Raw genomic sequence first — 17,045 nt, 5'->3', positions numbered from 1 at the left:
ACGCCAGGGCCTGAGGCATTACACTTCCATATCCACGATCACGGATGGGCTATCGTTCTGTTGGCAAGCGCGGCGGATCGCGTTCCTCTTCCTCGACAAGCTCGGAAAGAGCGAGGCGACGGCGCGCGCTGCGTTTGGTCAGATGCTCCAACAGGCCATCCAGCTTCGTCACCGCCTTCAGGCTCGCACGATGATCATTGCGGGCTGCCGACAACTCCTCTTTCCGTCGCTCCTCGGCGGCGCCGGCAATCTTCTCGTTTTCGCGCAACTGCTCGGTTTTTCTGGCGGCGATTTCGAACCGTCCCTGAAGCCGATGGAAGCTGGCAGCCTTTACCGGCTGCCCAACCAGCGAACCGAACGCTGCCTCTTCTGCGTCAACCGTGCGCCGGAGGTGTTCGGTGACCGCAGCGGCTGCCGCCTGAACCTCCTTCGCGGCCCGATGCGCAGCGGCGTGCCTTCTGATCACGCCTTCCTTGGCGCGTTCTTCCCGGCGGCGTCTGAGGTCGCCCAATCGAGCGATCATGTCACGATCTTTCATTGACGATTTCCCGCATGAGTTGGCGCGTCTTGTCGATGCTCTCGTGTGTAGCGGACGCCTGACGCAGAAAGGCGTTGATGGCATCGATCTTCGCCACCGCCTCGTCCGCGACGGCATCGCTTCCCTTTTCGTATTCACCGACCCGCAGGAGAAGTTCGATGTCGGCGTAGCGGGCAAGCAACTCACGCAGGCGGCTGGCGTCAGACCGATGGGCCGGCGGTACAACCGCATCCATGAGGCGGCTTCGGCTGCGCAGGACGTCGATGGCCGGGAAATGGTTCCGCTGCGCGAGTTCGTTCGACAGGAAGACGTGGCCATCGAGGAGCGCCTGAATTTCCTCGGCGACAGGATCCAGCGTGCCGTCGCCTTCCAATAGAACGCTGTAGAGGCTTGTGATGGAACCGACGCGGCCGGGGCCTGAGCGCTCGAGCAGGCGGGGCAAGACCGCGAAAAGCGAAGATGGAAAGCCGCGACGCGTCGATGGCTCGCCCGAGGCCAGGCCAATCTCGCGCTGCGCACGGGCAAACCGCGTTATGTTGTCCATCGTAAGCAGCACATGCTTACCCTGGTCGCGAAAATATTCGGCAATGCTGGTCGCCACATAGGCGGCCTTGACGCGCTCGATGGCAGGCCGGTCGGAGGTCGCGACGACGACGATTGCCCGCTGCCGCCCTTCCGGTCCAAGCTGATGTTCGAGGAACTCACGCACTTCACGTCCGCGCTCTCCAACAAGGGCGACCACGGCAACATCGGCATCGGTGCCTCTAACGATGTCGGAAAGCAGGATCGACTTGCCGACGCCAGGTTCGCCGAAGATGCCGACGCGCTGCCCGCGCGCGCAGGTGAGCAGCCCGTCGAGGACGCGGATTCCGAGCTGGATCGGCTCGGAAATCAAGCTGCGCTCCAGCGGAGATGGCGGATAGGCATTGACCGGATAACTGCCGGTCATGCCATCCTGCGAAAGCGGCTTGCCGTCCAAGGGCTCGCCGAGCGCGCTGATCACCCGGCCGAGAAGCCCGGGACCGACGGGCACACGCTGGTCCTTTCCGGTCGCGACGACCTCCGTCAGGCTTGAAAGACCGCTCAGATCGCCAAGCGGAACAAGGATCGCCATTTCGTCCATGAGGCCGACGACTTCCGCCTTGGTCGTCTTGCCGGTCATGGGGTCGACCAGTTCGCATATCTCGCCGATCCGGGCCTCCTCGACGGTCGCATGGATGATCGTGCCGGTGACCCGCCGTACACGCCCTTTCCTGGGCCGGCTGGCATCGTTGCGGAGGGCGGAGCGCAGGTTCGGAATGAGGGACGCCAGACGGCTTTCGATATCAATAGCGGGCTCTTTCATGGAACCTCCGCCTTTGACGCAATCGCGGCAGCTATGGCTTGGAGCTGCGCGTCGATGCTCGCATCGACGACGGCAAAGTCGGTCGAAACGATGCAGGCGCCGGTTGCCAATGCGTCATCCGCGTCGATCTCGACCGTCATGCCCAGATCACTCTCGCGCAAGACAGCGTCCAGCTCATCGCGAACCATGTCGACGGAAGCGGGATGAACTCGGACTTTCAGATATTTGGCGCGGCGAATTTCAATCACAGCCTGCCTTGCCGCCTTCGCGACAAGCGTGCTGACGTCGAATTCTCCAAGCATTCGCCTGACGACATCGAGGGTCAGGCTGATGACTTCGGCTTCCAGCCCGCCAAAATAGTGGTCCACCTTGACCGCCGTCTCGCTGATCAAGCGTGTGGCGTCCGCATCGCCTTGCGCCTTGCCGTCTTCATAGCCCTGCGCATATTCAGCCGCATAGGCTCGCCGAGCGGCATCACGCAACTGCTGCGCATCGCGCCTTGCTTCATCGAGAAAGGCATGCCCATCCTGCAGGGCGCGCACCTCGGCGGCGCGCAGGATCCGGGCGAAAGGGCGCCCCGGCACGGCATCGGTCGCTTTGCCCGGTTCGATCATCCCGCCGAGCTCATCGCTCGTCGAACAATCGCGGGACCGGTCTCGGCAAAGGGTTCGCCTGCCGTCTGATCGACAAGCTCGTGCGGCACCAGCTTGAGGCGCACCCGCATGCTCGTATCGCCAGGCATCGCCTGACACCAGGCGCCAAGGCAACTCAGGCCGTGGGCATAGACACGGCCGTAAATGTCCTCCAGGGGTTCCAACCGCTGCATCGGACCGGCCAGATCTCGGTTGGCGACCGCGAAAGCGCAGAGATCCGCGCCAAGCGCTGCCTGCCACGCGGCCGCTTCGCGTCCAACAATGACAGCGGCCAGACTGCCGGCCCAGTAGATCGCGCCGGCGCGAAGCGCAAGTTCCTCCAGCTCCTCGCCGGAGGACAAGGCGATCGCTCGATCAACCTCGTCGGCCGGCTCTTCGACTGCTGAAGACAGCTTATGACGCTCCACCAGAAGCTCCGATAATCGTTCATGCAGGCGTCGCGACTGCAGCATGCGCTCGCAGGCAGCCTCGCCGATCGTGCCGTCAAGGCATTCCGCGAGCCTGGCCGCATCCACATAGGATGCGGGGTTGGATACGAATGCCTGCCATTCCGGGCTGGCGGTTTGCTTCGAGCCGGTCTCGGTCATGTCTTTTTCACAGACATTGCCGAAGCATCGAGCGCATAGACGCCGGGCTGTCGGTACCACTGGAGGTAGGCCAGCCGGGCAGCCAGCGCGAGTATGGCCGCCGCCATGCCGTAGAACAGCCACATCGCGGCGACGACGCTGTCCGGATGCAACCAAAGGCCGAGGAACGTCGTGAAGCCCGCCTCGCCGGTTCCCTGCTCGGGGGCCGCCGCCGTTACCGGAATGAGGGTGACGGAAACATTGTCATAGGTCAGTCCGGCGATACCCTTGGCCACCAGCATCTTGACCTGTGGGATCAGCTCATTCATCGGAACCGATGCGCGATGCCGGATGAAGACGGAGGCGGACGACGGCACCAGCTGCTGTCTCAGCGGATCGTTTTCGGGCAGGACAAGATGGACGCGCGCGGAAAGCACGCCGTCGATATCCGAGATCGTCTGCGACAGCTCCTGGCTCAGGCCATAGATCATCGCCGCCCGCTCTTCCACCGGCGAGGACACCAGCCCACCTCTCTTGAACACGTCGCCCAGCGTCTGGAATTCCTGTTTGGGCAATCCGCTTTCATCCAGAATCGCCATTGCGTCGGCGAACCGATTTTTCTGCACGGAAACCGTCATTTTCCCATCTTTAGCGGTCTCGCGTTGGGCAGGAATCCCATGACGCATCAACGTGGCCACGATCTCGTTGGCCTGCCGCTGGTTGAGGTTGGAATAGAGCTCCTCCGAGCACGCCTGCAACGCAAGCATGCCGATAACAATCAACGCCACGCGCCACCGGGCGCCGCATCGATTCAATAGCGTTGACCGCCACGGCAAGGTTAGCGTCGGCACGAAACACCCCGCGGCATTCACTGTTGTTTGATCAGCGTGCTGGTGGACGACGTGACGGCCGTCACGCTGCTCGTCACCACCTCGAGATTGGCGGCTGCCCACATCACCGAAATGGACCGTTCGAGAAGTTGCTCGGCATTCTTTGCCGGGGAATTTTCGGCTTCCTTGCCTGACGGGGCCGTCTTGCCGGCGGCATCCTGCACCGTAGCTGCATCGGCGCTCACCGGGGCGTTCGTCTGGCCCAGGGCTTTCTGGACCTGCTGCATGGTTCCGTCCAACGACCGAACGGCCGACCCGAACAGGGCCGACGGATCCGTGAACGCCCCGCCCCCTGCCTTCTCTGCCTCGGCCAGATAGTCGAAGAGTTGGCGTTCGACGATCGCTTCCGTCCTTTCCGGCTTGGAGGATTGCCCAGCCATTGCCGGATTGGCACCGGACGACGCTTGTGCCACCTGCTGACCTTCCCGTGTGGCGACATCACCGCGCTCAGGCGTGTTGACCCTCACGGCGTCGTGCTTTTCCTGCTTGGCACTGGCCATTCGATTGCCAGGCTGCGCCGCGGCGCCAGCGGTGATCTGCTGTTGTGAGCTTATGCTGGTGGTCAAGTTTGCAAGCGTAGCCTCCAAGGCTCCAATCGGTGCGATCTGCATGAACCTGCCTCCCGTTCCCTAGTTCTTCTCGGCGGAGGGGACGTCATACGCCTCCACCTGCCTTCCGCGGAAAACGCGGACCGAAACAACCTTGCCCGGCTCCGGCTTCGTGCCCGTTGCCGCGGGAACTCCGAGCGTTTTCCTGACCAGTTCGATGTAGGAGGGTGGCCCCGATACCGAGACGACATCGTCTTGCTTGGAAACCTTTACCGGAAACCTCGGATCGATGACGCCCAGCCGCGAAAGCCGATCTTCCGCACCGGCAGCCGTGTTTGCATCAAGCGGGATCATTTCCGTCTGGATTTCGGCTTCGGTCGCAACGTTCATGACGATGCCGTCGAAATGCCAGACCAGCCCGTATCGATTGCAAATCTGTTCCAGAAACTCGTGGGCCGTCCCCGCCGGCATGCCGGCGCTCAGGCGTCCTTTTACAAGCTTGCTGACGCGCATCGGCACTCGCATGTTGCGGCCAAACTCGACCAGCGCGTCTGCCACCGACTGGTCGACCGTGATGTATTTGTAAGGGCCAGGTGGCCATCGCGGTTCGGCAGCGTATGCGTGCTGCGAGCCAAAGCCGAGCGCCAGGACCACGGCAAGGCCACAGGCGGCAAAGGCAGCCCTGGCTCCCGACAACCGATCCGCATGGCAAATACCGCGTCCCGTCAACTTTTGTCCTATTGCAAGCGACCCACGAGTGGTGACCCGCATCGCTCGCTTCATGGTTTTGCCCGCCGGGTTCACTGTATCGTGCGCACTGCGAAATTGGAAGTCCAATTGGATTGCCGATGCTAGTTCGGTGCCAAATGTTGCGAACAGTGAGCAAAGCGATATGGTGCGCGCTGGAATCAGGCGGGACCCGTGTGTGATCCCCTGTTCAACGCCTGGATGCAGAAAGGTGTCGGTGGTGGCAAACAGGGCCCTGCTCGCGAACGCGTTCGCTCCCGCTAGCATAGCGGGAGGCAGTATCCTGTTCGGCCCACGTCTCAGCCGGAGACTGGCAGCGGCAGCCTTGGTTGCTGCCACGCTGGTTGCCGCCATGGCTTCAGCGCAGGCCCAATCGAACAGCGCTTATGACCCTAGATGCTGGACTTACGATCAGGCGAGAAATGTGCTGGTCTCCCCTTCCGCTCCCGACCAGACGTCGGACGAAGGAATGCTGCCGGAGCGGTTAGCGATCCCAAGGCAAGTCGTGAACTTCAGCGAGGCTCAACCGAAGGGATCGATCGTTATCAACACCACGGAGCGGCGTCTTTACTACATCCTTGGGGACGGCAAAGCGCTGCGATATGCAGTGGGGGTTGGCAAGGAGGGCCTGGAGTGGGCCGGTCGCGACACGATTTCGAGCAAGAGAAACTGGCCGGATTGGCGACCGCCTGCCGATATGCGATCCGGGAAAGCATCCAAGGGTCGCTTGCTGCCCGCTCATGTCGCAGGAGGACCAAACCCCATTGGGCGCCCGCGCCCTTTATATCGGAAATACGCTTTATCGCGTCCGCGGCACCAACCAGCCATGGACCGTCGGACAGGCCAACTCCTCGGGATGCATCCGCATGACCAATGAAGACGTTATCGATCTATATGACCGCGTAAAGATTGGAGCTCAGATTATTGTGCGGCATTGAATCGTGATCCCTTTCAACATCAAGCAGCTCGAAACCTTTCTCCTGGTTGCCACGTTCGGAAGCTTTCGAAAGGCAGCGGAACGCCTGAACACGACGCAGCCGGCGGTATCCACCCGAATTGCCGGCCTGGAAGAAGCGCTGGGCGCCAAGCTGTTCGAACGGCACAGCAGCACCGTCAGGCTGACCGCCGAGGGACAACGGCTGCTGCCACCTGCTCAACGGGTCCTGCGCGTAGCGGAACGGCTGCAGCTGGCGGCCAACTCTCTTTCAGAGACGGCAGGGGTGCTTCGGCTCGGGGTTGCCGAATCCATCGTGCACACCTGGCTTCCGGATTTCCTGAAGGAATTGCAAGCAAACTACCCGCTTGTCGATACGGATATTGTCGTTGATGCGACGACGACCCTTCGCAACGAACTCATGTCCCACAGGCTCGATCTTGCAGTGCTGATGGGCCCGATTCTGGAGCACAGCATCGAGAACATCGAGCTGCCATCCTTTCCGCTCGTCTGGGTCTGTTCGCCGCAATTGAAATTGGCCAACCGAAGCAAGCTGACGCTGAATGATCTGATGCAGTTTCCGATCATCAGCTACGCGCGCACCACCAGACCCTACAGCGAACTTTACCGCAAGCTCACCAGCGAACTGGAAAAGACGCCGCGTATCTTTCCGGCCAATTCGCTGGCCGCCTCCATCAAGATGACTCTCAACGGTATCGGGATAGCCTCGCTCCCCGAGGAAGTCGTCCAGGACTATACCGCAAGCGGCACATTGCGCATTGTCGACTGCGAATGGCACCCGTCCGACCTGCGGTTTACCGCCTCCTATTCTTCCGAACCATCCAATCCGATAGCGGAGCGGGCGGCGAAGCTGGCCGCCTGCGTCGCGCACGCCTATGCCGCGAGAAGCGGCAAGGCGCAGCCTGCTGACGGACGCTAGATTGGGCCGGCAGTTCTTCAGCCGACCGACGTGACCGGCAGGTAGATGCGGTCGCCGGAGAAAATCATGTCCGGACTCACGATATGATCCATGTTGAGCACCACCGTGGCCGCCACATCCGCTGAATGGGTCCTGGCGATCAGGCGGATAGAGTCGCCGTTCTTGACGTCGACCCACTGATAGCCATTCTTCTCCAGCGTTGGATTCGTGCGGCCCTCGGAATTGCTGCTGCCCTTGGGGTGAACATCGACATAGTCGCCGGAGACCCAGCCGCTATGCATTTCGCCGTCCGGTCCGAAACCTGCGACGGGTATCCAGGCTTCTCCCGAAGGATCGGTCGAAGGTTTCGCGGTCTGTTCGACGAATGTGCCGGGTTGCAGAACCGTCGCCACTGCCGAATGCCCGTCGGGCTGGGTCCGCAAATTCAGGCCGTCATCCGCTTGGACGACAAGTTGCGGAAAGGTCTCTGGCGGGGTTTGTTCCCCACCTGGAACGTCCGAAGGATCATCGGATCGCTGGGACGAGGCATCGCCAGCCGGTTTTTTCGGGTCGGGTGGAGGGGCCGTCTTCGCGCCCTTCCAAGGCTCCGCGAGCAGGGAGTCCAGCGAGAAGAGAAGCATTCCAACGCCGAAGGTGATGCCCAGGGTCCACCGATCCCATGCGGTCCATCTCTTGTCGGACTTTTCCGCCGCCGCGATATCGGCATCGGTTCGCGGTACCGAACGGCTATTCATTCGGTCCGTCCTTATGGCCGACGCCCAGAATTCCGCGCAGCCGAACGTGAACATGGTGCCGGCGACTGTTGCGATCGGCGCCGGCCAGGAATGCAGCGTATAGACGGCGCAGCCAAGCACATAGCCTGGTCCAGCCAGATGTTCGGCCAGGTTTCGGATCACCGGTCTGCCGGTGAACGACTGCAGCATCGACTTTGTGCCATAGACGACGTTGCCGAGCGTAAACGTGCTGTTGACGACAAGATCCTTACCCTGGATCATCCCGGTCGCGGCACCTGGTGCTGCGGCAATGAATGTGGCTCCGCCGAGCGCGTTGAGGAATCGCCCGAACGGCTTGTGAGCCGCGGTTGCGTTGGGGAAGAGCGCCTGCGCCCCGAAAACGAAGCCTCGCACGCCAAATGCCACTCCACTCGCGGTGGCGGTCCAAGTTGGCGGCAACGAAGTCCACAGCGTGTAGGAGGTGGTCGACATGCCACCAAAGGTAGCGAGCGCCTGAGCGTTTTCCCTCATCCTGGCATGGCTCAGCGCCAGATCGACGCGGGTCGCTTGATCCGGCGTCATCGCCTTTTTATGGGTTGCCCGATAGGTCGTCAGTTGCAGCACGGAGAGGCCGTTCGTGTGATCCCCGCTCATCCACTCGAACTGCTCAAGCGTGAACTTGCGGAACTGGCCGGGGCTCATTTCCTCGAACTGTTTTGGTGTCACCGCTTCGATTTGCGGCTGGGTCAGCGCTTCGGTGTGGTGGATCGTGAAGGCGCCCCATTGATCGCGGGTCAACGCCGGGATCTGCTTCTCGGTCAGCCACGGCACCTGCTTGGGATCGAGCTTCGCCACGTCCACGGAACCGACCATGGTTTCGGGGATCGCCGCAACCTGGCGCTCGGTGAGGTTCTTCAGCAATCCGGCCTCGCTCAGATCCTTGAATTGCTGTGACGTGAACTTCGCGACCTGGCCGGGCTTGAACCACGGAACCTGGCGCGCTTCCAACTTCGACACGTCGACAAACTCGACCTTGTCTCCTTTGATCGCCTGCAATTGTGATTTCGTCAGGTGAGGCGTCAAACCGGCTTTGCCGAGATCCCGGAACTGCTGGCCGGTCATATTCCGGATGTGGCCCTCGGTCAGCCAAGGAATCTGTTTCCCGTCGAGGCCCGCGATGTTGACCTGGCCTATCTTTGCCTTCGCGATACCCCGCATTTGGCTCCTGGTCAGAGAGGGCAGCAAGCCGGCCTGATCCATGTCGCGGAACTGCTGTTCCGTCAGTTCGGCCACCTGCTCACGCCTGAGCCAGGGGATCTGGTTTGGCTCGAAATCGGCCATGTTGAGATCCGGCACCTGGTCAAGCGAAGTCGCCCTGACGCCATCTCGGGTGAGCGCGTGGCCGCCGGAAGCACCGCGTATCCACGGCAGCACGACGGCTTCGCCGGTGTCGGGGTCGTACACCAGTATGTGCGTCTTGTCCGCCAGCTCCGGTGCATCGGCCGGCGCACGAGGCCCGTCGGAAGGCGGCACATAGACCTGTTCCGAGCCCCTCGGCTCGGTGCCCAACATTGTCGCGGTGATCACCTTGCCGCTCTCGTCCTTGAGCTGCAGGGTTCGGCCCGGACCGGTTCCGGCCGTTGCCGATTGTAGCTGCGGCGCAGCCGTGGCGGGTCTGTTGTGTCCGAAGATGTTGCCGACAATTCCCGCATCGTCGAGCGCCCGCTGCAAGTCCGCGGAAGGCGGCGCATCGAGGAAAACCCAGCGCGGTTGATAGCCCGGGTTCTCGTTCCGCAGTGCCACATCCTTGTTGATCTGCTCCTGCAGTTTCGGCGTGAGCGGCACTTCGCGCATCTGCGCGACGCCGTTGATCGTCGTCCAGCGATGATAGGTCTTGACCTCGATCGCCTCGATCACGTCGTCGCTCTTGAAGACGGGCGAATCCACATATCGCCCACCCACGCCTGAGACGGGGTGGGACCCACCCAGGTTGGCATCGACCGGGAAATGCGCTTCTCCAGGCGACCCATTGAGTTCGCGCGTATAGATCTCGCCGGCCTGCCATTTCTCAGGCTGGCGCATGTTGCGGACCTGTTGCAGCGAATAGGTCGTGGGAGGCGCCGCCTCGATTGCCTTCCTGGCAGGGTTCGCCGCCGGCGGCACGCTTTCGCCCTCCGGCCGCCCCTGAGTGCCCGGCACATGGTCCTCGGAGGCGCCGCGCATCCATGGCAGGACGTATGCCTCTCCGGTCTCGGGATCGCGGAACAGAATATGCGACTTGTGCATCAGCTCCGGTTCGTCGCCGCGCGCTGGCGGTCCGTCGGCGGGCGGCACATAGACATTCTCTGCGCTCTTTGGCAGCGGTCCATAACGGGTGGCGGTCACGGATTGACCGTGCTCGTCCCTTATCTGGATCGGGCCGTTTCGGCGGCTGCCCACCTGCGAGGAGAGGAAGGTCAGCACGCCGTCGGCAACGTTCTGGCGCATGAAGCCGCCATCGACGATCGATGGGCCGAATTCCGTCCGGAACTGCTCGATCGCCGCGCGCTGGTCGGGTCTTGCATTCTTTTCCAGTTCGCCGAGGAACTGCTCCAGGGAGGCCTTGCCGCCCTTCGGGATGCCTGTCGCCGCCCCGTCGCGCGAGGTTTCCACGGCGTGGGCGAGCCAGGCGGGGATCGTCAATTCCTCATTTTGCCCGTCGGCGCGATCGAAGGTCAGTGTCGCGGTTTCGTTCTTGGCGATCGACGGCGCGATGCTGGCCGCTCTGGACTTGTACTGGATTCTCACCTCGGCGCTGAAAGTCAACCCACCTGCAGGCAGAGGATGCGTCGAGAGTGAAAGCGTGTAGCGCGTGGCCGGGGTGCCGTGCGAACCGTAGAGGTTTTTATAGATGTTGCCGGCGCTGGGCATGTAGCGGGACTGCGGTGATTCGTCGGGTTGGAAGCGCGCTGGAAGCCATGATTGTAGCGTCGATTTCACCTTGTAGGTCGCGGACGTGACCATCCGGTCGGGATTGAAACCCAGTACGCCAGGCAGCCTGTTGTGATCGTTGAAGATGACGTCGACCAGCATGGCCTCGGGATTTACAATTCGAGCCTTCTCGCCGGTCAGCAAAACGATGTCTGCCGTCGGCGCCTTGCCCGGTACTGCCGAGAGACGCAATCCGCTCAGCGTCGGCTCATCGACCAGAGAAACCGTGTTCGACGGATCGATCTGGCCGGCGTTGACGAGGTCACGGATCGAGCGGATGCCATCGCCCTGGCCGATGGCTGCGATGAGTTCGGACGCCTTCGCCGGGTCCTTGACCGCGAACTGGATTTTCAGGCTTGTCGAGCCGAGAGCGGACTGGATCTGGTCGTATGCCTGCGTCGACACGATGTCGCCCGGCTGGAGCGTGTCCTTCACCGACAGTTCCGGGCGCTTCTCCAAGCCGACGCGCGGCATCTGGTTCACCGCCGCGACATGATTGGCCATGATCGGCAGGCGTATACCGGCTTTGGTCTCGGTCATGACACGGTCGAACGGAAGCGCGCCTTGCAGCTGGACGTGGCCGGATCTGTTTTCCGCCGGCACGCCAAAGAAGTCATGCTGGCCAGGTGCCAGCGTGACCTCCTCGCCCTTGAGCAAAGGCGTGTAGGCCATCTCGATCACGGTGCCTTCGCCATCGGGTGTCATCCCAACGATGGCAGCGTCCAGCGGCTTGGCGTCATAGCCGGTCGCATCGCTGAATATCGCCTTGCTCGCCGCCGCCGACAGATCGCTGCTGCGAACCGGGAAGGCCGTCTGATTGGACACCGGCCAGACACCGGCCTGGAGGCCTGTGATGTTCCTGTATTCGCGTGCCCGGTAGGATACGACGCCCTGGGTGCCGAGTGCGTCCTTGAACGGCGTCAGGCTGCGTTGGCTGACGCTGTCGACGATCGACCACCCGATCATGCCGACATCGGTCTTGGTTCCGACACCGAAGCCAATGGCCGCGATTGTCGGCGAGCCGATCCCGAATGCATCGCCGGTGTTCAACCGGACCCGGAAGGTGACACCGACGCGGAAGTCCGGCAGTATGTCACGAAGCAGCGTGCGCGGAATCTGAACGCCGTCCGGCCCATAGCGCTCGGCCATCTCGCGGCTGGAATAATAGCCCTTCTCCTGCTCGTAGCGGGCCACAAGCTGTTCGACGGCCAAGCCGTCGAGATAGGCCGAGGGCGTCCTCGGATCCTTGCCGCTGGTGTAGACATACCCGCTCGTGTCGTGTCCGGGCGTGCCGGCAAAGCTGCGTGTCTCCGGGTCCCAGACGAGGCGCACCGTTCCGTCTTGTCCTGTCGGCTTGCCCGGTACGATGATGGGATCGCCATCGGCGGGATGGGCAGTACCGGGCGGGGTCGACCCCTGAGGATCGTGGCCCGGCTGCATTGTCGAACCATCGCCGCTGCCGTCATCGGCCTTGATCACTTCTCCAGGTATCACCGGATGGCTGGGGTCGTGGAAAACCTGCTTCCCGGTCGGCCTGTAAACGCCATCGGCACCGATCTCATAGACATTCATTGGGCGCCCCGAGGAATTGGGCTCCGGCGCCGGCGGCAATTGCCGCGGTCCGTTGCCGCCAGGCGGCTGCTGGTGCGGTCCGTCGCTGCCCGGTGGCGGACTGGCGTCCGGACCGTTGGAGCTCGCCTGCGTGCCCGTTCCCGGCCGCAACGTACGCAGGCCGTGGATGCCGAGGCCGGTGCCGGTGATGCCGGTGCCAAGACCGGTAAGCGCATTGGCAAGCTGGAGACCATTCATCTGATCTCCGTTGACGGCAAGATCATAGGCAGAGGTCGCCAGCAAGGGTGCGCCGACAATCACCGAGCCGACATCCATTCCCCACGCCGCCTTGTTCAGGCCGGCGGTCGATTGCATGTAACCGCGGGTTTCGAGCGCCAGGGAAGAGCCGGATCGTGTCGCACCTATGCTGCCACGGAAGGCCTGAAGCGCGGTCATTTCCTTTCCCGCCAAGCCAATGGTGCGCAGGCCGCTGGATGCCATGGGCAGAACCGTGGTCGCCGCGCTGGCGATGTTCATCAGTGACTCTCTATCGTCCCACTCGCCGCCATGTTCCAGATGGTTGACCTGGTTTATGACCGCTCGGGTTCCGAGATAGGCAGCACCCGTATAGGCCAGCGGGGCCGCGATCGGCGCGGCCGGCGTGAACGACAGGATGGTGGCGATGCCGGTCCCGATGCCAACCAGCGGATCGACGACCTTGTCCCAGACCGAGACGTTGCGCGCCTTCACCACTTCAAGCGCGATCTTCCCGTCGTCTCCCGCCTTCATCTCCAGTCCTTTGGGAACGACGAGCTTGCCGCTCTCACCAAACTGGGTGTTGTTGTCCTGGAAGTCGCCGAGGTCGTCGAACTTCTTGCCTGTCACGTCGACATAGCGAGTGCTGCCGTCTCCGTCGCGCACGGCAAAGAGCGTGACCTGCTGCGTCCCGACCTCGTCGTCGACATAGAAGATCGGCACGCTGCGCACATACGGATCGTCGCCGCCAATATCGCGGATCTCATGCGTCACATTCTCGATCGCCTCGCGGCCATCATCGGTCGAAGAATTCAGGCCGAACGTTCTGGCGACCGTGTCATCGAGGGTCGGACCAGGTTGTCCCCGGAACTCGTTGTCGTAGCCGCTGTCGAGCAGTTGCTGGAACTTCGGCTGATAGGTGCCGTCGAGCGTCTGCTGCTGATGTTCGTCCAGATAGGTCTTGTCCACCATGCTGTTGCGGTCGGCCAAGAGCGAGGGATCGCTGAGCCGAAGCTCATGGTAATCGCTGAACCCTTGCACCACTCGGCGCAGATCCTCGGCCTGTGCTATCTGAGCTCTTGTCGCATCAAGCTTGAGCTTGGAGACCGCCAGTTCGGGGTCGACCCAGCGGCCACCATGATCGTTATCCTGTGTGTCCAGGTCGATCCAGATTGCCTTGCCGCCCTGGGTCAGCGCATCGATCCCTGTCTGGTTGTATTTCTGGGCAACCTCCGGCGCCACCTTGATCGTCTGTCCTGCGACCTCGATTTCGACCGGCTGCACGCCATCGGGCAGCGTCCCTTGGGGCGCATCGACCGCTCCAGGCCCGTGTTGCGTCAGCGCATTGTTGAAGTTGGTCTGCAGGCTCGTCAGCTTCGTTTTCAGGTCGGTGATGCTGTTGCCGAGCTGCTTGTCTAGGACATCGTTCAGATTCTTTGCCGCTTGCGCCTCGCCGGCCTTCGCGGTTTCCAGGCCGTTGGCGGTGCACATCTTCTCCGTCGAACCGCTCAGAAGCTGTTGCCAGTCCTTGTTGAGCTGGCGGTCCCGATATTCGTCCGAGATATTCTTGTCGTTCAGACTGTAGGTGAGCTGCTGCTCCGTCGTTCCCTTGTCGAAATGATTGACGACCCAGAGCTGGCCGTCGCGGACCTCGAGCGTCGATGTCTTGTAGTGTCCGAGGTAGTCGCCGCTATACCGGTTGTATTCCTCGTTGGGGTCGAACTCCTGTTCGCCAAGATACTGGCCAAGCAGCTTTTGCTCGAGATCCGTCTGCTGCGCGCCGACCTGTGCGGCAGTGGTATGAGCGTCGAAGTAGTTCTGGTAGGCCTGCGCCAGTTCGAGCTGACTGCCTGCTGTCGTCTGCAGCGCCTTGAGGTCCTTGTATTCCTTCGAGTCCGTGGGGACGCCGTCCAGTTCGGCCTTGCCCACCAGGAAATCGATGGTGAGCTTGTCGCCCTTGCTCAGATGCAGGCCGACCTCGGAAAACAGCTTGTCGACGGCCGCGTGCTCGGCGACACCCTGAGCATGTTCGGTATACCGGTTCGGGCCGTTGACAGGGCCGACAGCTGTTGCATCGGGATCACCCAGCGGCGTCAGCTTGCTCTGCCCGGCAATGGCATCCTTGAGGACGCGTGCGGCATTCTCATATTCGCCACGGGCATCGCGTGCGTTCTGTAGCAAGGTGTTGGCCTTGGTCAGCCGCTCCCGCGCATCGGCGAGCGTGCCCTTCGGTTTCTGCGCGGTCCATTGCAGACCGTTAGGCGCCAGTGCCCTGTTTATGATGGTCTGCGCGCCATCAACGGCATCTTTGTAGGCGGGATCGAGCATATCGACGTTGAACTGCTCCTGCTGCTGGCCGGCCAGAGCTCGCGTCTCGGTGATGCGCGACAGGGCGATGTTCTCGGAAATGATGGCCTGGGCGACCTGGGGATCGACCCAGGTCCAGACGCCGTCGATCTTCATCGGCGTCCACTTCCCGCCGGAAGGTGCGTTGCCCTGTGGCGGATCGCCGAACGGATCGACAACCCTGTTTTGCCCATCCAGCTTGGGCTTGGCGGCCGTGCCCAAACCGTATTTGTCGATCAAGGCCTGTTTGTCCTGTCCGGCCTTCTCCGCGGCGTCGATGAGGCTGGGCAAGGTCTCACCGGCCAACAGCCCTTCGACAAAGGTCTTCACGACCTGGCCTTCCCTTGCCTCCTCGAAATTGCTGCTGTTGGGGTTCACCGCCAATAGCGTCCTGGCCAAAGCGGCCTGCGTGCTTCCTGCCTCGATCTTCAGGTCGGTGCCGGTGGTGTTGTTGTGCAGCGTCATGCTGCCATCGGGCTTAGTGGTCAGCGTATAGCCGTTGAAGGTGACCTCCACGGTAGTGCGCGTCCCGTTTTCGATGGTGACCTTTTCTCCGGGCTTGATGATGTCCGGATCTCGGGACGAATCGAAAAGCTCAGGATTCGTCCGTCTGAGATCATCCAGCGATACGCCATATTGCTGCGCGATAAGGGTCAAATTGTCGCCGGGCTTGACCTCGTGCTCGACGGGCTTGCCGCCATTGATCTTCTCGGTGATGGTCGTCGTCACCCGGCCGTCCTTGTCGGTGACGATCTTGGTTTCGGTCCCCGTTTTCGGATCGACGATCGTGGTCGTGGTCTCGCCCGTTTTGGTGTTGTGCACACTGTTGCGGGTCTTGCCGTTGCCATCGACGGATTGCGAGGTTTCCTTGCCGTCGGCCGTGGTCACGACGGAGCGTTCGTCGTGCTGATAGTCGTGCGAGTAGACGGTCTTGTCGCCGGTGTGCGGGTCAACGAGCTCCACCGACTGCACGTCGCCATTGCCGCTTGCCGCTGCCTGCGTCTTGACCTGATAGCCGGCGGCCTGCAGTTCGGCCATCACATGCTCGCTGGTGAGGCCGTTGTCCTGCGCGATCTGCTCGATGCTTTTCCCGTCGGCCAGACCTTGCTTGATGTTCTGCGTGCTTTTCCCACCCGGATCCTGCGCGGCCGCCAATATGGTTTTGTGGCCGTCAGGACCGGTGACGGTGGTCACGGGAAGGGACGGACCGGCGCCTGGCGTCACCGTTTCCACCGAAGCACCGTTGGGCAGCGACGTTCGCTCGGTGACGGTGCCCTTGCCGAGATCGTCTTCGTAACGCGTCGTGATGGCGCCGGTATCGGGATTGTAGTTGCTGGTTTCCTTGCGCCCGAGCCCATCCCGGATCGGTGTGGTGGTCGCGGTGCCGTTGGGTTGCTCGACGCTCGTATAGTAGCTGTCGTGTTGATAGTCGTAATATTGCGTGACGGTGCGGCCGCTGGCATCCGTGATTTTCGTTGTCTGCACGTCACCATTGCCGCTGGGGTCGGCGGTCGACACGGTCATCCCGCCAGACCTGAGCGCGGCGATGACCTGGTCGCGCGTCATGCCGCGGGCAGACGCAATCTGGTCGATGCTTTTGCCACCGGTGACGTCGTTGACGATGTTGCGGGCAGTCGTCGCTTCCGCGGCGTTGTCGTCGGGCTTGCTTGCGTCAAGTTTCACCGGCATCAGCGTGGGTGCCGCGAGATCAGTCCGCACATAGAGCGCCGGCGTCACCGTCGTGCCGTTGCCGGATATGCCGGTGCTGGCGTTCAACGCCGGCGCTGCCGGAGCCGCAGCCGGCGGCGGCTGAAGGGAACTCAGTTGCGTGTTCACCTGCGCCAGTTCCTGGCGGGCCTGCGCCGCCCAGTCGCGCTCACCCATCCGGTTGGCGAGCCTGATCTGCTCCCGGAGTTTCGCCGCCTGCGCCTCCAGCCGCGCTATCTGCTCGGCGTTTGCCGTGGCATTGACCTTTTGCGGCTGGACGGGCGGCTTGTTGAGCGTTACCAGGCGAACCATCTGGACGACCTCCGGAATCACTGTTGCCGG

General features: G+C 62.3%; 9 protein-coding genes and 1 pseudogene. 3 read left to right on the top strand and 7 right to left on the bottom strand.

What is annotated here, in order from left to right; genetic code table 11:
• Positions 1 to 190 precede the first annotated feature (190 nt).
• Positions 191 to 541 (top strand): hypothetical protein, encoded by a 351-nt coding sequence (locus tag NKJ89_RS07160; protein WP_198032217.1) that lies wholly within the window; start codon positions 191 to 193, stop codon positions 539 to 541.
• Here NKJ89_RS07160 and NKJ89_RS07155 read toward each other — a convergent pair.
• The 6 genes from NKJ89_RS07155 to NKJ89_RS07130 form a co-directional block, all read right to left on the bottom strand.
• On the bottom strand, positions 525 to 1,883 hold the full coding sequence (locus NKJ89_RS07155) for a FliI/YscN family ATPase (RefSeq protein ID WP_352601106.1): 1,359 nt from the start codon (positions 1,881 to 1,883) through the stop codon (positions 525 to 527). The two genes, NKJ89_RS07160 and NKJ89_RS07155, sit on opposite strands and share 17 nt — an antisense overlap.
• Positions 1,880 to 2,497 (bottom strand): type III secretion system stator protein SctL, encoded by a 618-nt coding sequence (gene sctL / locus NKJ89_RS07150; RefSeq protein WP_352601104.1) that lies wholly within the window; start codon positions 2,495 to 2,497, stop codon positions 1,880 to 1,882. Before sctL ends, NKJ89_RS07155 begins: the two co-directional genes overlap by 4 nt.
• Positions 2,494 to 3,123 carry a SctK family type III secretion system sorting platform protein gene (locus NKJ89_RS07145; RefSeq protein WP_023758736.1) on the bottom strand — a complete coding sequence of 210 codons (630 nt, stop codon included), beginning with the start codon at positions 3,121 to 3,123 and terminating at the stop codon, positions 2,494 to 2,496. The genes sctL and NKJ89_RS07145 overlap by 4 nt, the downstream gene beginning before the upstream one ends.
• Positions 3,120 to 3,890 carry a type III secretion system inner membrane ring lipoprotein SctJ gene (sctJ, locus tag NKJ89_RS07140; RefSeq protein ID WP_352601165.1) on the bottom strand — a complete coding sequence of 257 codons (771 nt, stop codon included), beginning with the start codon at positions 3,888 to 3,890 and terminating at the stop codon, positions 3,120 to 3,122. The genes NKJ89_RS07145 and sctJ overlap by 4 nt, the downstream gene beginning before the upstream one ends.
• An 80-nt stretch (positions 3,891 to 3,970) precedes the next feature.
• On the bottom strand, positions 3,971 to 4,603 hold the full coding sequence (locus NKJ89_RS07135) for a hypothetical protein (protein ID WP_352601102.1): 633 nt from the start codon (positions 4,601 to 4,603) through the stop codon (positions 3,971 to 3,973).
• 18 nt (positions 4,604 to 4,621) lie between these two features.
• A complete protein-coding gene (locus NKJ89_RS07130) occupies positions 4,622 to 5,269 on the bottom strand; it encodes a type III secretion protein (protein ID WP_352601100.1) in 648 nt (215 codons plus the stop codon).
• Positions 5,270 to 5,321: 52 nt separating this feature from the next.
• On the opposite strand from NKJ89_RS07130, the pseudogene NKJ89_RS07125 reads away from it, so the two are divergent.
• A pseudogene (locus tag NKJ89_RS07125) lies at positions 5,322 to 6,225 on the top strand (L,D-transpeptidase).
• A gap of 3 nt (positions 6,226 to 6,228) precedes the next feature.
• Entirely contained in the window at positions 6,229 to 7,161 is a 933-nt protein-coding gene (locus tag NKJ89_RS07120) for a LysR family transcriptional regulator (RefSeq protein ID WP_023758741.1), read from the top strand.
• 17 nt (positions 7,162 to 7,178) lie between these two features.
• Here the strand turns inward: NKJ89_RS07120 and NKJ89_RS07115 are convergent, their stop codons facing one another.
• A complete protein-coding gene (locus tag NKJ89_RS07115; protein ID WP_352601098.1) occupies positions 7,179 to 17,015 on the bottom strand; it encodes a LysM peptidoglycan-binding domain-containing protein in 9,837 nt (3,278 codons plus the stop codon).
• Positions 17,016 to 17,045 lie beyond the last annotated feature (30 nt).

It is taken from the genome of Mesorhizobium sp. M0047 (assembly GCF_040323315.1).
GTDB lineage: Bacteria > Pseudomonadota > Alphaproteobacteria > Rhizobiales > Rhizobiaceae > Mesorhizobium.
The sequence above is the reverse complement of the archived record's forward strand: the minus strand, read 5'-3'. Positions and strand labels throughout refer to the sequence as shown.

Excerpts from the sequence above, each read along its gene's own strand:
- NKJ89_RS07160 (WP_198032217.1), top strand. The coding sequence starts at position 191 with ATGATCATTGCGGGCTGCCGACAACTCCTCTTTCCGTCGCTCCTCGGC.
- NKJ89_RS07155 (WP_352601106.1), bottom strand. The coding sequence starts at position 1,883 with ATGAAAGAGCCCGCTATTGATATCGAAAGCCGTCTGGCGTCCCTCATT.
- sctL (WP_352601104.1), bottom strand. The coding sequence starts at position 2,497 with ATGATCGAACCGGGCAAAGCGACCGATGCCGTGCCGGGGCGCCCTTTC.
- NKJ89_RS07145 (WP_023758736.1), bottom strand. The coding sequence starts at position 3,123 with ATGACCGAGACCGGCTCGAAGCAAACCGCCAGCCCGGAATGGCAGGCA.
- NKJ89_RS07135 (WP_352601102.1), bottom strand. The coding sequence starts at position 4,603 with ATGCAGATCGCACCGATTGGAGCCTTGGAGGCTACGCTTGCAAACTTG.
- NKJ89_RS07115 (WP_352601098.1), bottom strand. The coding sequence starts at position 17,015 with ATGGTTCGCCTGGTAACGCTCAACAAGCCGCCCGTCCAGCCGCAAAAG.